At 68.5% G+C, this 15632-nt stretch carries 10 protein-coding genes and 1 pseudogene; 6 read left to right on the top strand and 5 right to left on the bottom strand.

Features of this window, described 5'->3' with window-relative positions; genetic code table 11:
* Positions 1 to 100: 100 nt before the first annotated feature.
* A complete protein-coding gene (locus BN976_RS16570) occupies positions 101 to 1759 on the top strand; it encodes a (2,3-dihydroxybenzoyl)adenylate synthase (protein WP_036372048.1) in 1659 nt (552 codons plus the stop codon).
* A gap of 325 nt (positions 1760 to 2084) precedes the next feature.
* On the opposite strand, the gene BN976_RS33815 is transcribed toward BN976_RS16570, so the two are convergent.
* Together BN976_RS33815 and BN976_RS16560 are read right to left on the bottom strand one after the other, a co-directional pair.
* Positions 2085 to 2252, bottom strand: a complete 168-nt coding sequence (locus tag BN976_RS33815; RefSeq protein ID WP_158498024.1) for a hypothetical protein — start codon at positions 2250 to 2252, stop codon at positions 2085 to 2087.
* Positions 2253 to 2346: 94 nt separating this feature from the next.
* Entirely contained in the window at positions 2347 to 2958 is a 612-nt protein-coding gene (locus BN976_RS16560) for a hypothetical protein (RefSeq protein ID WP_036372045.1), read from the bottom strand.
* Positions 2959 to 3325: 367 nt separating this feature from the next.
* Here BN976_RS16560 and BN976_RS16555 point away from each other — a divergent pair, with 367 nt between their 5' ends.
* From BN976_RS16555 to BN976_RS32680, 3 genes and pseudogenes are all read left to right on the top strand, one after another.
* Positions 3326 to 4288: a DUF6602 domain-containing protein gene (locus BN976_RS16555; protein ID WP_036372043.1), complete on the top strand. Its 963-nt coding sequence runs from the start codon at positions 3326 to 3328 to the stop codon at positions 4286 to 4288.
* A 26-nt stretch (positions 4289 to 4314) separates the two neighbouring features.
* Complete coding sequence (locus BN976_RS33590) at positions 4315 to 5766, top strand: ApeA N-terminal domain 1-containing protein (protein ID WP_145977957.1); 1452 nt, start codon at positions 4315 to 4317, stop codon at positions 5764 to 5766.
* A 39-nt stretch (positions 5767 to 5805) separates the two neighbouring features.
* Positions 5806 to 6006: pseudogene (locus tag BN976_RS32680) on the top strand (DUF222 domain-containing protein); the annotation flags it as partial.
* Positions 6007 to 6033: 27 nt separating this feature from the next.
* Here the strand turns inward: BN976_RS32680 and BN976_RS16545 are convergent.
* Both BN976_RS16545 and BN976_RS16540 read right to left on the bottom strand, forming a co-directional pair.
* Positions 6034 to 11136 carry a type I polyketide synthase gene (locus BN976_RS16545; protein ID WP_036372039.1) on the bottom strand — a complete coding sequence of 1701 codons (5103 nt, stop codon included), beginning with the start codon at positions 11134 to 11136 and terminating at the stop codon, positions 6034 to 6036.
* Between the two features lie 131 nt (positions 11137 to 11267).
* Complete coding sequence (locus BN976_RS16540) at positions 11268 to 11651, bottom strand: nuclear transport factor 2 family protein (RefSeq protein WP_036372037.1); 384 nt, start codon at positions 11649 to 11651, stop codon at positions 11268 to 11270.
* A gap of 48 nt (positions 11652 to 11699) precedes the next feature.
* Here BN976_RS16540 and BN976_RS16535 point away from each other — a divergent pair, with 48 nt between their 5' ends.
* On the top strand, positions 11700 to 12560 hold the full coding sequence (locus BN976_RS16535; RefSeq protein WP_011781022.1) for an LLM class F420-dependent oxidoreductase: 861 nt from the start codon (positions 11700 to 11702) through the stop codon (positions 12558 to 12560).
* On the opposite strand, the gene hemW is transcribed toward BN976_RS16535, so the two are convergent.
* Entirely contained in the window at positions 12561 to 13745 is a 1185-nt protein-coding gene (gene hemW / locus BN976_RS16530; protein WP_036372035.1) for a radical SAM family heme chaperone HemW, read from the bottom strand.
* Positions 13746 to 13891: 146 nt separating this feature from the next.
* On the opposite strand from hemW, the gene BN976_RS34610 reads away from it, so the two are divergent.
* Positions 13892 to 15439 (top strand): PGRS repeat-containing protein, encoded by a 1548-nt coding sequence (locus tag BN976_RS34610; protein WP_145977956.1) that lies wholly within the window; start codon positions 13892 to 13894, stop codon positions 15437 to 15439.
* Positions 15440 to 15632: the final 193 nt, after the last annotated feature.

The raw sequence follows: 15632 nt of genomic DNA, 5'->3' as shown, positions 1-15632 counted from the left end.
AGCCTCCCACCGAGAATTAGCTCAGGCTGCCCTAACTTTGTGGAGGCTACCCTATATTCGGTTCACCGAGAACTCCTACCCAGAGCGGTGACAGCAACTGATGAACACTGGATTACCGGCCGATCAAGGCAATGACCTGACCCGCGGCTTCGTCCCCTTCCCCCCGGACAGAGCCGAGGTGTACCGCCGGGCCGGCTACTGGACGGGCCGTCCGCTCGACTCGATCCTCACCGAGGCGGCTGCGACGTGGCCCGACAAACCGGCGGTCATCGACTCCGCACAGACGTACACGTTCAGAGAACTCGACGCGGCGGCCGACCGGGTGGCCGCCGGGCTGGCCGCCCTGGGGATCCGCCCCGGCGACCGGGTGCTGCTGCAGCTGCCGAACTCCTGCCAGTTCGCGATCGCCCTGTTCGGGCTGCTCCGCGCGGCAGCGGTTCCGGTGATGTGCCTGCCCGGGCACCGGACCGCCGAGCTCGGCCACTTCGCCGAGGTCAGCGGAGCGGTCGCGCTCATCGTCCCCGACGAGGCGGGCGGCTTCGACTACCGCGACATGGCCGGCCGACTCGCCGCCGAGCACCCGTCGCTGCAGCACGTGATCGTCGACGGCGAGAACGGACCGTTCGTCGCATGGTCGTCGATCCGCGATTTCGACGGACCTGCCGTCGAGCGTGCGGCGGTGGACCCGGGTCTTCCCGCGCTACTGCTGGTCTCCGGCGGGACCACCGGTCTGCCGAAGCTGATCGCGCGCACTCACGACGATTACGTCTACAACGCCGTCGCGTCCGCACAGGCCTGCGAGATGACCGCCGAAGACGCGTACCTCGTCGCCCTGCCCGCCGGCCACAACTTCCCGCTGGCGTGCCCGGGGATGCTCGGCTCGATGACCGTCGGCGCCCCCACCGTCTTCACCGCGGATCCCAGCCCGGAGAACGCCTTCGCGCTGATCGACAAGTTCAGGATCACCGTCACCGGGCTGGTCAACGCGCTGGCGAAGTTGTGGGCGCAGGCCTGCGAATGGGAACCGGTGCTGCCGACCTCGCTGCGGTTCGTGCAGGTCGGCGGATCCCGGATGAGCCCCGAGGAGGCCCGTTTCATTCTCGAGCGGCTGACGCCCGGCATGTCGCAGATCTTCGGCATGGCCGAGGGAATGCTGAACTTCACCAGGCCCGGCGACCCCGAGGACGTGGTGGTGCACACGCAGGGACGTCCGATGTCCCCGCACGACGAGATGCGGGTGGTCGACGAGAGCGGCGACGAGGTGCCGCCCGGGCAGGAGGGAGAGCTGCTGGTGCGCGGGCCCTACACCCTCAACGGCTACTACCGCGCCGACGACGCGAACGCCCGCTCGTTCTCCCCGGACGGCTTCTACCGCACGGGCGACCGGGTGCGGATCTTCGCCGACGGTCCGCGGGCCGGGTATGTGGAAGTGGTCGGCCGCATCAAGGACGTCATCCATCGCGGCGGCGAGACCGTATCGGCGACAGATCTGGAGGACCATCTGCACACCCACCCGGCGATCTACGCGGCGGCCGCGGTCGCACTGCCCGACCAGTACCTGGGCGAGAAGATCTGCGCCGCAGTCGTTTTCCATGGAAGGCCGATCACGCTGGCCGAGCTGAACGGGTTTCTCGACGAGCGCGGGGCGTCAAAGCACGCGCGTCCCGACGTGCTGATGCCGGTGCCGTCGCTACCGACGACGGCGGTGGGCAAGGTCGACAAGAAGCAGTTGGTGGCCCGGCTGACGCCCTGCCTTTGATCCGCTGGGATTGGCGGGTGTCGGCGCGTTGATCCTGGACTGTCGGTCTACGCGATGGTGCGCGGAGACGGGCAGGCGGCCTTCATCGGCATCGATGTGTCGGCCGTCGGTGTCGCGCATCTGGTAGAGAGCAAGCGAGATCGCGGTCGAAGGTTTCACGACGGCCAGGACCTATACGCGTGTCGTGAAGGTGGCGCTATTGCGTGAAGCCGGACCCCTCATCGCGGTGACCCCGTGGCGGCAACTCGGCGATGCGGTCGCCCACGCGGCTGTGCTGCTGCAAGCGTTGGAGGTCGGCAAGTCCCGCCTGGCCGGTCCTCACACTTCAGCGGGAAGAGGCAGCGATCAGCTGGGAAGCCGGACCCGCTTGCATCAGCCTGACCGTGTCGCTGCTCTTGTCGTCGCTCACGATGCCTTGCTCAAGGGTGCGGGTGTACAGATGCAGGTCGTCGTGCCGATGGGCCGTCTCGGCGATCGCAGCAGACGTGAGCACGCTCCCGGCATCAGCAACGGGGCGACGAACCACTTCAACCCGTGGGCGCGTCAATCAGGTAGCTAGTCGATCAGCTGACGGTCGCGTGAGCGCGTCAGCACAGAGCAGGGGCGCTGAACGCCGTTACGTGCCGCGCCAAAGCTTCTTCGAGTAACTCGCTCAACGGTGAGTCCGGCGTAAGGCCTAACGATTCGAAATCCATCAGTGGCTCAGCGCTGGCGTCCTCAGTCGCGGCCCCGGCGAAGACGAGGAAGATGTTCTGCACCTTGTCGGGGCCGCGGTAGCGCATGGCCAGGATGAGGTGATCGTGAACCGTCATCTGCTCCAAAATGCTGCTCAGCGGTGCGTCGGGTATGGCATTGACGATCACGGGGTCGCCCCCGGCTGTCGGATGAGCCATGAACCACTCGCGATCGTCGGGTTCGATCTGATCCTTCGCGGTGTTGACGATCGTGTCGTAATGCCCTTGGCCGACGGGCATCCGCAACCAGATGCCGAGGTCGCCGATCTCTTGCTCGATGTACTCGTGGACGGCGGGCAAGTCGTCCGTTTCGAGCGTGAATCGCAGTGCGTCCTGGTACTGAGCGCGTGCGTCATCTAGCGTCTGACCACCGCCGACGATGCTTTCCGGCATCGAGTAGAACTGCCATGCCGGATTGTGCGCCGCGTCGAGGCGGTAGACGACACTCTGGGCCTGCTGTCCCATCTAGCTCACCTCGTCTCTAGCTTCCGCATCGGTTAGACCGACATCATCAATTAAGACACGCCGCACGTTGTTCCCACTCACTTCGGCACTGTCATGGTATGCGAACGTGAACTGTTTGTATCGGCCTTGATACCGGCGGTGGCTGCCTGACCTGCGCATAGGCGATCCGCAATGCTTCTCGACAATGCGGGCCAACCGTGACCCCCGTAGCGAAGGCCACCGTTCACCCACAAGGCACTCGCCGCTGAGTCATCCCCCGAGTCACACGCCGGATCGTAGCGACGAAGCGGTGCGAACCGGCGCATTTGCGTCCCGGCGACGTCCGAGCGGCGTGCTTGCTGTCGGTGCGCTCGCGCATACTCCGGGCATGACCGACGACGAGAGTCAAGAGCGCCGTTTCAGCATTGACCTCCGGTTCCACAGCCTTCTCGCGACCGTTGAGAAGGAACTCCAGACGGCGCTGGCGAAAGCGCGCCTGGAATCCGACCACGGCACCACTATCGGGGACGGGGCTGAAGAGGCGGTGCGCAACACACTGCGCACCTATCTGCCGTCGGGATACGGGGTGGGCAAGGGCATCGTCTACGACGCGTTCGGCGACGGCTCACGTCAGACCGACGTCGTCATCGCCAGCCCCGATCACCCGCTTTCATTCCCGGAGGGCAAGTCGGGAACCTACGTCGTGGACGGTGTCGCCGCTGCCGGGGAGGTCAAAGCTTGTCTGGACGTCAACGCGCTCGGTGACTGCATCAAGAAGGGCACGGCCTTCAAGCAGCTGCGGATGACAGTCAACGAATCCGATCACGTGATGACGACCAAAGACCAGGCGTACATGAAGCAGATCGGCATGGTGCCGCCGTACTTCGTGATCGCTTTCGAGAACAAGATCGCGAGCGACACGATGGGCGAGCGGCTGCAGAACGTCGGATTGATCGAACCCCCGGCGGGCAAGTCGATGGGCGAAGAGGACTGGGCGAACACCCCTCAACCACCGCTCGACGCCGTGTGCATCCTCGGCCGGGGAGTCTGGCTTTACATAAGGCCCGACAATCCGATGGGGTTCCAAGTCGGCTTCGACAAAGCGGACGGTTCGAAGACCATCCGAAACGACCTGTCGGGTTGGGGTTTCGTCGAAACCGACGCGCCGCTGGTGATTACGATGATCTGGCTGCATGCCGCGATGCCGCGAATCTTTCGGGGCCGGTCGGCTTTCTCGCCCTACCTCATCCCGCCGACGCGGCATCTTCAGTACATGCAGAGCCGTGACGCCGCAGCTGCCGATGTCGACAACTCAGAACAGGACAAAGTCGACTCGACCAATGACGACTAGCGACGCTATCGAAAGGGACACCCGATATGCCGGTTGTGAATGCGAAGCGATACGTCGGTAAATGGTGGCTACCTGAAACTCCAGCTCAGGCTGTCGGCGGGGTCCTCGAAGTCGATTTTCAGTCGTCTCGACTTCGTCTGGAACTTACCGACGAGCTTCAAGTTGAGGCCGGCAGGGCGGACGAACCGATACCGCTGATCCACGGAGCCGCCAACGGGCGACACGTCACGCTGATTGAGTGCACGCAAGCCAACGGCGGGCAAATAACAATCGCGCAGGTGATGACGACCACTGAAGTCTTTCGTCCACGGATTGCATTAGTCGGCGTGCACCTCGATCAGCCCGACGATGCGATCTTCGACGGTTTTCAAACGAGCTTGACCGGTCTCACAGCGTGGGCTGATCGCAGCGGTCTGGACTTCGAGCAATGGGTCGGAAATGGCGAGACAAGTGAACGGTGGCGCATGACGGTCAATTGGACTGATGCGGTGAGGACCGAACTGGATGAACCGCCCGAGACGATGGAACTATTCTGGAGCATCTCTTCGAATGGGCCGAAGACGACACGATCGGAAACCCGCTACCGAACGACAGAGCGCGTAGTTCTACGGTTGGGAGCAGAATCCCCGCTCCCGTGGAATGGGTTCCTGGATCGCAGTCGAGCTGTCCAGGATCTGGTAACCATCGCGACTCAGACGCCCTCTCGGGTCATGGAGTGCAAGCTGCTGATAAACACCGACAGGCCGATACCGAAGCCATACGAAGTTGACCTCTTCTACGACGGTATCGGGCTATCAAACGACGACGATGATGACGACCGAACGCTCCGACCCCTTTTCACGTTGAACGACGTCGACTTCGCCACATTGATCCGTGACTGGCTTTCACTTCGAGACAAAATTGGCATGCCGCTCGCCGTCTTGCTTGGCCTGGACTACGTAAGTGGCGGCGCTTACCAAAATCGACTTTTCAACGCTGGGTCCGCTGCCGAAGGCTTTCATACGGCCCTCTTCCCGGACTCCAATGGCCTAGCGCCTGACAAGCACTCAGCTGTAGTGCGGCAGGTGACGCGCGCGCTGTTCTACTTCCTTAAGGATGATCGAAACTGGGCACTGATTCGCATCAAGGACAATCGGCCTGGCTTGAAGGACCGTCTCGTTGAACTCGTCACCAAAGCGGACACCGAGGCCGTGACCAAACTTCTGACTGATGTTGATACATGGGCCAAATGGTTGAAGAATGCCCGAAACGCCATCGGGCATCTCAACACTGGTGAACTCGAAAAGAAGGTGCCGCTCGAAGAGGCGCGTTACCGACTTGAGTACGTCACGCGCGCGCTCCTACACCTAGTCATTCTCGCTGAGCTGGGAATCAGCAGTGAGAAACAGCGCGAAGTAGTTCGCGACAATTGGCAGTATTCGGCAGACCGATTCGGATTCGCGGTCAAGGCTTCGCAAGACTCCTCATCCACTGCGTAGGGGATCGTCGAAATGCACGCACGTGAAATCCGTACGACGACGGTGATCGCGTCGGCGTCGTTGCAGGAGCTGGAGAAAGGCGCCGGGGTCGCGGTCACCGGCGGCGGAAGCCTGATGCCGATGCCCGACCTGATCCGGCTGGCCGCCCGGGCCCACCACTACCTCTACGTCTACGACCAACACACCGGCCAAAGCCTCTACCTGGGCCGGGCCAAACAGTTGGACCACCCGCAACAACGCCAGAAACCAAACCGTAGCGTCCGAAAGTCAACTGACATCGACCTTTTCGGGCTGCGGCGTGAGCAGATCGATGATCCGCTCGGTCACCGCGGCGGCGGTCGGATGCTCCCACAGCAGCGTCGGGGGCAGCGTCAGGCCCGTGCGTTTCTCCAGCGCGCGCCGTAGCGCGACGGTCATGATCGAGTCGACGCCGGCCTCCACCAGCGGAACCCGCGGATCGACGTCGGATTCCGGCAGGCCGAGTTCGGCCGCGACCGCGGCGGCAACCTCCCGCGCCACCCATTCGTCGAGATCGGCATCACCGGGGCCTGCCGGGAGTGCGTCGTCGACATCGTCCCCGCCCGTCGGGGCGACATCGGACAGCATCGGCACTGCGGCGGCGCCCGGAAGCACGGGCAGCACAACGACGTTCGGCTCTTCGCCGCGCATCACCGTGTCCAATGCCCGCATCGCGTCGTCGGCGCCGACGGTGCCCATCCCCAAGGCTTCGAGCTGGGCGGCGACGAACCCGGATGTCGACCCCATGCCGAGACCGCGCCACGCGGTCCACGCCACGCTGACGGTGCGGTCACCCAGAGCGCGCCGGTGCCGCGCAGCCGCATCCAGGAACGCGTTGGCGCACGCATACGCAGCCTGTCCGGGGAAGCCCGCGAGGTAGCCGCACGACGAGAACAGCACCATCCAGTCCAACTGCTCGGGCGGGAACAGCTCGTGCAGGGTGAGCGTGCCCGCGACCTTCGGCCGCATCGCGGCCCGGATGTCGTCCGCCGACGTATCGAGCAGCAGCGCACCGGCTTCCACACCTGCGGCGTGTACGACCCCTCTCACCGGGGGCAGCTCCCGCAACACCGCCCGCAGCTGATCGCCGGCACCCGCCGCGCCGATGTCGATCGCGGCGACGTGCACGGACACCCCGCGCTCCTCCAGCGCCGCCACCGCGCGGACCGCCTCGCTCTGGTTGTCCGTCCACTGGTCGCGGTGCGGTAAACCCGACCGCGACAGCAGCACCAGGCGGCGCGCACCGAGGTCGGCGAGGCGTTGCGCGATCCGAAGGCCCAGCGCGCCGGTACCGCCGGTGACCAGATACGTCCCGCCCGGCGTGCACGTCATCGGGGCGCCGCCGCCGGATTGCGCATGGGACAGCCGCGCCGTCATCGCGACGCCGTCGCGGGCCACCACGACACCGTGGCCATGCAGCGAAGCGAGCACACCGAGGGGCACTCCCCCGCAGGCGACGTCGAGCACCCCACCCCACAGCTGCGGGTGTTCGGCCGCGGCGATCCGCGACATCCCCCACAGCGGCGCGTGCACGAGGTTGCCGCCCTCGTGCACGCGGTTGGTCAGCACCCACAGCCTGGCCTGAGAATTGTTGTCGCAGAGATGTTTCAGAGTATCCAGCACCTGCTCGGCGGCAGCCTCCGGCGAGTCGTCCCGCGGCAGCAACAGCACCACCGACCGCTCTCCGGTGTCCCCGGGCACCTGCCCCGGACTCCCATAGACGCGATGCGGTACACCCGCATCGGAGAGATCCCGCACGACCGGGTCGATGTCCACGCCGCCACCGATCACGGCGACCTCGGTGGGCCGGTCGTCCGCACAGAACGGGGTGACATGCCACGCCACGTGGTGCAGCATCCGCGAGGGGTCGGCACCGGTGGCGCTCTCGAGTTCCTCGAACGTCATCGCCGTGATGGAGGCGCGCACCGCTCCCGATTCGTCGGCTATCGCGACATCGGTGGCCGTTCCCTGCCGCCGTCGCACATGCAGCAGCGCGACCGCGGGAGGGTTGCCGCACACGTGCACCCGCTCGATCCGCGCGGGCATCCGCAACCGGGGCGGCCCGTCGAACACCGTGGACGCCGCCGAGGTCGCCGCGTCGAGCAACCCGGCCCAGCTCCGCGGTGTCGAGCCGTCCGCCTCGGCGCGGACCCGCAGCAGCAGTTCCCCTGCGCCACGGCCGATGTCGAGCACCTGCCAGCCGAATCCCATCGCCGCCACACCGACACCGGCGAGCGTGTCGATGACATGTCCGGGCGGCAACTGTTCGGCACAACGCGCCTGGGTGTCCGCGCCGACACCGCCGCCCATCAGTTCGTTGAGTTCGCCCTCGAAGTCCTCGTCGGTGGCGACGACGGCGCTGCTGTGGGTGAGCCACCCGTTCCCGTCGCCGCCGTCGGCCAGGCGCGACGATATCCGCAACGAGCCGTCCTGCAGCACCACCTGGATGTCGCGGACCCGACCCGGAGGCACCGGTGTACGCAGCCGCACGTCGGTCAGACCCGAGCCTGCCGCGGTCAGGAATGTGTTGAGAAGCACTGCGGCAGGGACGATCTCGGTCTCGCGGACGGGGTGGTCACCCGGGTACGGGCGGCTGCCCATGTCCAGGCGGGTCTGCCAGACGCGGGCCGGCACCTCGCCGGTGACGTCGACGACGCCGCCGAGCAGGGTGTGTGACGACGGGTCGTGCAGCGCGCGGGTGTTCGGTGGCGGGGTCGGGGTGCGCCAGAACCGCCGGTGCTGCCACTGCGTGCCCGGCAGATCGGCGGCCCACGGCATCGTCGCCGTGAACCCGTGCGCGACCGGCGCACCGTGGCAGTAGAGGGCACCGACCGCCGCGGCGACCGCACGTCGCTGCGGCTGATCACGTCGCAGCACCGGCAGCACGGCATGGTCGTCCATGCCGAGGCTGGTCAGCGTCTCGACGATCGAATGCGACACCACCGGATGCGCCGACACCTCGAGGAACAGCCGGTGACCGTCCCGGGCGGCAGCCTCGACGGCCTCGGCGAAGCGCACCCGTCCACGCAGGTTGGCCACCCAGTAGTGCTCGTCGCGTGCGGCCTCGGACCGCGGGTCCTCCAGCGCGGTCGTGTACAGCGGCACCCGGGCGCGACCCGGCGCGGGCAACGCCGCTACGAGACGCCCGAGTTCCCCGGTGAGCCCGTCCATCGCCGGACTGTGGAAGGCCACGTCGGTGTTGACCCGGCGGACCATGACGCCCGACGCCGTCCACGCCTCCACGATCTCGTCGACAGCGGCGACCGTGCCGGACACCACGGTGGACTCCGTCGACGCACTGATGGCCGCCACCACATCGGTGCGCCCACCGAGTCGGCGCTCGGCCTCGTCGAAAGGTAAGCGCGCCAACGCCATTGCACCGTCACCGGCCACCGACAGGAAACCACGCGCCCGGTAGCACGCGATCGACGCGCCGTGCGCCAGGTCGAACACCCCGGCCACGACACAGGCCGCGACCTCGCCGACCGAGTGCCCGATCACCGCGGCCGGCGCCACTCCCCGCTCCCGAAGCACCGCGGCGAGCCCGACCTGCGTCGCGAAGGTGAGCGCCTGTACCCGATCGGTGCCGCCGAGCTCTCCGGAGGCCAGGGCGCCGCGCGCCGAGAACCCGAGCTCCCGGCGGAACACCTGGTCGACCTCGTCGATGACGGCACCGAACGTCGGCTCGCCGGCCAGCAGCTCACGACCCATTCCGGGCCAGTGCGACCCGTGTCCGGAGAACACCCACACCGCGCCGTCGGCGGCGCCGGGTACGACGGAGCCGGTCACCACGCGCGGATCCCGCTGCTGCGTCGCCAGCGCGTCGAGGCCGTCGGCAACGCCTCCGTCGTCGACGAGCACCGCCGCGCGCACCGGTTCGTGGCCACGGCGGGTCCACAGCGTCGCGGCGAGTTCGTCGACGGAGAAGTCCGCCGACCGCAGATGCCCGGCCAGCGCGCCGGCCTGCACGGCGAGCCTGGCCTCCGAGCGCGCCGACAACGGGATGAACGACATTTGCGCCGAGACGGTTTCGCGTGATGGAGCCGGTGGCGCCTCCTCGAGCAGAACGTGCGCGATGGTGCCGCCGTAGCCGTAGCTGCACACCGCGGCCCGGCGCGGTTCGGCGGCGCGGGGCCACGGCTCGGCCTCGGTGGGCACGCGCAGCCCGCTGGCGGCCCAATCCACGGCAGTGGTCAGCGTGCGCACGCCCGCGGTGGGCGGCAGTTGCTCGTGGTGCAGCGCCAGGGCAGCCTTGATCAGCCCGACGACGCCCGCGCCGCCTTCGAGGTGCCCGGTGTTTGGTTTCACCGACCCGACCGCACAGGGGTTGTCGGCACGGCCCCGACCGTAGACGGCGGACAATGCGCCGATCTCGACCGGATCGCCTGTGGGAGTTCCGGTTCCGTGGGCTTCGAGATAGCCGACACTGGCCGGTGTGACACCGGCGGCGCGGCACGCGATCCGGAACAGGTCCTCCTGGGCCTGCCCGTTGGGAGACATGATGCCGACGGTCCTGCCGTCCTGTGCGACCGCCCCGCCGCGCACCACGGCGAGCACCCGGTCACCGTCGCGGACTGCGTCGTCCAACAGCTTGAGCACCACCACGGCCGCGCCCTCGCCGCGCCCGTAACCGTCGGCGTCGTCGTCGAACGTCTTGCAGCGGCCGTCGGGGGCCGTCGCGCCCGCGACGTCGAGCACGCGGGTCAGCCCGGGACCGATCAACGCGCTGACACCGCCCGCAAGTGCCAGCGACGTCTCACCGGCGCGCAGCAACTGGCAGGCCTGGTGGACCGCGACGAGTGAGGCCGCGCACGCCGCGTCCAGCGCGACGCTGGGCCCGCGCAGGTCGAGCAGATGCGACACCCGGTTGGCGACGCCGCACAACGACGTGCCGATCCCGGTCCACGCCTCGATCCCGGCGATGTCCTCCATCAGGAGCTTGCCGTAGTCGTCGGAGTTCACGCCCATCAGCACCGCGGTGTCGCTGCCGGCCAGTGCCCGCGGCGAGATGCCGGCATGCTCGAGCGCCTCCCAGGACACCTCGAGCGCCAATCGCTGCTGCGGGTCCATCAGCTCGGCTTCGCGCGGCGACACCCCGAAGAACTCGGCGTCGAAGCCGGCCAGGTCGTCCAGAAAGGTGCCCCACCGTGTGGTCTCCCGCAGCAGGGCCGCGTTGCGCGGGTCGCGGTGCAGGTAGGGCTCCCACCGTTCCGAAGGGACCTCGGTGACCTTGCTGCCACCCGTGAGCAGGAACGACCAGAACTCCCGCGGGGTGGTGATGTCGCCCGCGAGTCGGCAGCCGATGCCGACGATGGCGACCGGCGCGGCGGGCGCGGCGACGCTCAGCGCCACAACGGAAGCGGCTGCACGGTGTGGATAGCCTTGCCTAAGCTTCTGTCGGACATGCCGGACATCCTGACACAGCGAATTCGCGCACAGGGAGCTACCCGGGCCTGTCCGGGCGCATCGCCATGCGGCGTCGGTCACATGTGCGGCGGCGGCTGTGCCCCGGGGTCGGCGGGGTCGACCTCGACGGCGTAGGACGTGATCGCGGCGATCTTGTCGTCGGCGAACTCGTAGATGGCACAGCTGGCGACGGCGGTCACCCCGTCGGGGCGCACGTATCGGGCCACGGTGTCCACCGCGACGACGTCCGCGCCGCCCGCCGTGACGCGACGGTCGAACTCCACCGATGTGCCCTTCAGGCTCTCCAGGGTGTCCCGGCAGGTCCGCCGGACGGCGTCGGCGCCCTCCAGGACCATGCCGCCGACGATCGTCCACTTGACGTCGGCGGCCAGGTGGTCGAGCGCCTCGTCGAACCGGTGCTCGGAGAACGCGCGGGCGACGGCGACGGGATCGAATGCCATGCGCACGACCGTAGCGCCCGCGCCCCGCCGCACGGTATGAGTAGACATATGAATCTGTCCGGCGTCGGCCTGTGGAGTTCGCAACTGCGGTATGGAAATCCGGACGAGGCGGCCGATGCCGCCGCCGAGCTCGACGGGCTCGGTTTCACCGCCCTCTGGATTCCCGATGTCGGCGGACCGGTGCTGGACTCCGTCGACAACCTGCTGTCGGCGACCGAGAAGACCGTGATCGCGACGGGGATCCTGAACCTGTGGATGCACGAGCCCGCCGAGGTCGCCGCCCGCTACGCAGCGTTGACCGAGACCCACGGCGAGCGGTTCCTGCTCGGCATCGGGGTCAGCCACGCGCCGTTGATCGACTCGAACGAACCGGGCCGCTACCGCAAGCCGCTGGCCGCCACCAAGGCGTTCCTCGACGGGATCGACGCGTCGCCGCAGCCGGTGCCGACGGCCAACCGGGTGCTGGCCGCGCTCGGCCCCAAGATGTTGCAGCTGTCGGCGACGCGCGCCGGCGGTGCGCACCCGTACCTGACCACCCCCGAGCACACCCGCCAGGCCCGTGAGGTGCTCGGGTCAGGACCGCTGCTGCTTCCCGAGCAGTCCGTACTGCTCACCGACGACCGCGACCAGGCACGTGAGGTCGGAATCGATTGGCTGCGTTCGTATCTGGCGCTACCCAACTATGCCAACAACCTGCTGCGCCTCGGGTTCAGCGAGGATGACGTGTCGTCGGTCAGCGATCGGCTGTTCGACGCGCTGATCGCATGGGGTGACGAAGACGCCGTCCGGCGCCGGGTTCAGGAGCACCTCGACGCGGGCGCCGATCACGTCTGCGTGCAGGTCCTCACCGCGGATCCCCGCGAATTCCCCCGCGAGCAGTGGCGCAGGCTCGCCGAGGCTCTGCTGTAGTCAGCCCAGCAGGTCCCGCACCACGGCATCGGCGAGCAGTCGGCCCCGGTCGGTGAGCACCAGAGCATCCCCGTCGGTGCGCAGCAGACCGTCCGCGACCGCCCGTTCGGCGCGCCGGCGCTCGGGCGCCGAGAGCGCCGCGGCGGGCAGGCCGGTGCGCAGCCGCACCCTCAACATGACGTCCTCGATGTGCGCGGTCGGTTCGTCCAACGCCTCGAAGTCGGCGACCGGCAGCTCGCCTTTATCCAACGCTGCGGCATATGCGTTGGGGTGCTTGACGTTCCACCACCGGACGGAGTCGACATAGCCGTGCGCGCCCGGCCCGGCTCCCCACCATTCGCCGCCGTCCCAGTACCCGATGTTGTGCCGGCACTGCCCGCCGGGTCGGCTCCAGTTCGACACCTCGTACCAGTCGAAGCCGGCGTCGGCCAGCCGTCGGTCGAGCAGTTCGTAGCGGCGCGCAAGCACGTCGTCGTCGGGGGCCGGCATCTCACCGCGCCGCACCCGGCGGGCCAGCGCGGTGCCGTCCTCGACGATCAGCGCGTACGCCGAGACGTGGTCGACGCCGGCTTCAACGGCCGAGCTCGCCGACCTTACGAGGTCGTCGTCGGTCTCCCCCGGTGTGCCGTAGATGAGGTCGAGGTTGACGTGGTCGAAGCCCGCCTCGCGGGCTTCCCGTGCGGCGTCGAGCGCCCGGCCCGGTGAATGCACGCGGTCCAGCGCAGCCAACACGTGCGGCGCGGTGGACTGCATGCCCAGCGATACCCGGGTGTAGCCGGCTCGCCGCAGCCCGTCGAAGAACCGGGGCGAGGTGGACTCCGGGTTCGACTCCGTGGTGACCTCGGCGCCGGGCGCCAGCGTGAAGTCCTCGCGTATCGCGTCGAGCACAGCGGTCAGACCTGCCGCGCCCAGCAGCGACGGGGTACCGCCTCCGACGAACACGGTCTGCACGTCGGGCGGTTCGCCGAGGTGTGCCGCGGCCAGCCGCAACTCCGTGCGCAGCGCGGACAGCCAGCCGTCGGGGTTGGCGCCACCCAGTTCGGCGGGCGTGTAGGTGTTGAAGTCGCAGTATCCGCAGCGCACCGCGCAGAACGGCACGTGGACATAGATCCCGAAAGGCTGCGACGGACGACGCCTCCCTGCCGCCAGCTCAGGCAGCTCCGCGACCGCGGCATCGACACCCATGGTTCAGATTGTCCAGCAACGCGGGATCTCGGGCCAAAATGCGCGCGAGCCCGCGCCGCGGGCATATAGGTACGGGCCGCTCGGGCCGGAACATGGGCATCGGCTGCCGATGTACGTTCCTCTCGGATCACCGACCGTCGGTGTTCATGAAGAACCCAACCAGGCAGACGGCACTGATCACAGCTGCACTCACCGCGGGCCTCCTCGCGACCGCCGCCACAGGAGCCGCCGGCGAGACCCGACCGGCCGCGGCCGGCGCGGATTTCACTCCGGCAGCGACTCCGGCAGCCCCGCCGGCCTTGGCACCGGCGCCGACCCCGAACGCGTTGTACGCGGCGACCGGGTCGTCACCGATCCTCGCGCCTACGTCGAACGTCGGTCTGCAGAACTTCGCCACCACGCTCGCCGCGGTGCCGGCCCACCGCGGCGAGCGTGGTCCGGCGACGCACGAAGTTGGCTCCGGCCCAGCGGTCGACGACCGCGCGACGGATGTACGGATGCCCGGCATCGAGCTTCTCCTGGCGGCCGCGAGACCGAACGGCGACCGAGACCGGGCCGGCGCCGATTCAGCCACCACTGCCGATGCAGTCAACCCGATCGCCGGCGTCATCAGGATCTTCATCGGCAACGGTGACGAACCGGGCGAGAACGGCGGACTGCTGTTCGGCAACGGGGCCGACGGCGCACCGGGCCAGAACGGCGGCCGCGGCGGCTTGTTGTTCGGCAACGGCGGCCGCGGCGGAGACGCTGTCCTGCCCGGTCAGAAGGGCGGCGACGGCGGCAACGCCGGGCTCATCGGCTTCGGAGGCGCCGGCGGTGCAGGCGGTGACCACATGACCAGCACCGGTGGCGTCGCCGCTGTCGGCGGCGCCGGTGGTGCGGGCGGTGACGGCGGCGCGGTCTTCGGCGACGGTGGTTCGGGCGGTCGAGGCGGTATCGCCAACCAGGTCGGCACCGACCCGAACAGATTCGACCCCGCCAAGGGTGGTGCGGGCGGAAAGGGCGGCAGCGCAGGACTTTTCGGGCGGCCCGGTAGCGGCGGCAGGGGCGGCGATTCGCACAGCCGCACCGACTACGCGGAAGGTGGCGCCGGCGGGGCCGGAGGAGCGGGCGTTGGTGGTGCAGGCAACGGCGGCGCCGGCGGTAAGGGCGACGCTTACTTCGTGGCGATCGGCGGCAACGGCGGCAACGGCGGCCGGGCACTGCTCACCGGCGCCGGTGGCGATGGTGGGGACGGCGGGACCGGCTTCAGTCAGGTGAGCGGAGCCCATGGCGGCGACGGTGGTGACGGCGGCGGCCCCGGTGGTGACGGCGGCAACGGCGGCGACGCCGGCGGCAAGGACGAAGCCTACGGCGGATGGGGTGGCGACGGTGGCCCCGCAGGGGTCACCGGAGATGGCGGCAAGGGCGGCAACGGCGGCAACGCCACGTCGGCGTCGGCTACGGCCTACGGGGGACGCGGCGGCAACGGCCGCGACGGTGGCCTCGGCGGTGACGGCGGCGCAGGCGGAGATGGCGGCACCGGCAAGTCCTCGACAGGCCGTGGCGACGGCGGCAACGGCGGCAACGGTGGCAACGGTGGTCTCGGCGGCCGGGGCGCAGACGGCGGCAAGGGCGGCGCGGGCAGCACCAACAACGGCAAGCCGGGCGGCGGCGGCAACGACAACGGCGGCCCGCCGGGACTGGCGGCATGACGTCGAGACTGCGTCCACGCAGGCCCACACGCCGGGGTTTCCGCGTGGACGCAGTCTCGGTGACTTGGGCTCACGGTGAGCACAAATATCGGCCGGTTAGGGCCCTCACCGCTGTTCGTGGCACAATGGCCGACGTGATCGACGCACGCCTCGTGTCCACCCGCGTTTCGCTGGTGGTGCGTCGTCATGTCGA

The sequence above is a fragment of the Mycolicibacterium austroafricanum genome, from assembly GCF_000612725.1.
Classification (GTDB): Bacteria; Actinomycetota; Actinomycetes; order Mycobacteriales; family Mycobacteriaceae; genus Mycobacterium; species Mycobacterium austroafricanum.
This window is presented reverse-complemented; position numbering and strand designations above follow the sequence as displayed.

Excerpts from the sequence above, each read along its gene's own strand:
- hemW (WP_036372035.1), bottom strand. The coding sequence starts at position 13,745 with ATGGGTGTCGATGCCGCGGTCGCGGAGCTGCCTGAGCTGGCGGCAGGG.
- BN976_RS16560 (WP_036372045.1), bottom strand. The coding sequence starts at position 2,958 with ATGGGACAGCAGGCCCAGAGTGTCGTCTACCGCCTCGACGCGGCGCAC.
- BN976_RS16535 (WP_011781022.1), top strand. The coding sequence starts at position 11,700 with ATGAATCTGTCCGGCGTCGGCCTGTGGAGTTCGCAACTGCGGTATGGA.
- BN976_RS16540 (WP_036372037.1), bottom strand. The coding sequence starts at position 11,651 with ATGGCATTCGATCCCGTCGCCGTCGCCCGCGCGTTCTCCGAGCACCGG.
- BN976_RS16555 (WP_036372043.1), top strand. The coding sequence starts at position 3,326 with ATGACCGACGACGAGAGTCAAGAGCGCCGTTTCAGCATTGACCTCCGG.
- BN976_RS33590 (WP_145977957.1), top strand. The coding sequence starts at position 4,315 with ATGCCGGTTGTGAATGCGAAGCGATACGTCGGTAAATGGTGGCTACCT.
- BN976_RS16570 (WP_036372048.1), top strand. The coding sequence starts at position 101 with ATGAACACTGGATTACCGGCCGATCAAGGCAATGACCTGACCCGCGGC.
- BN976_RS34610 (WP_145977956.1), top strand. The coding sequence starts at position 13,892 with ATGAAGAACCCAACCAGGCAGACGGCACTGATCACAGCTGCACTCACC.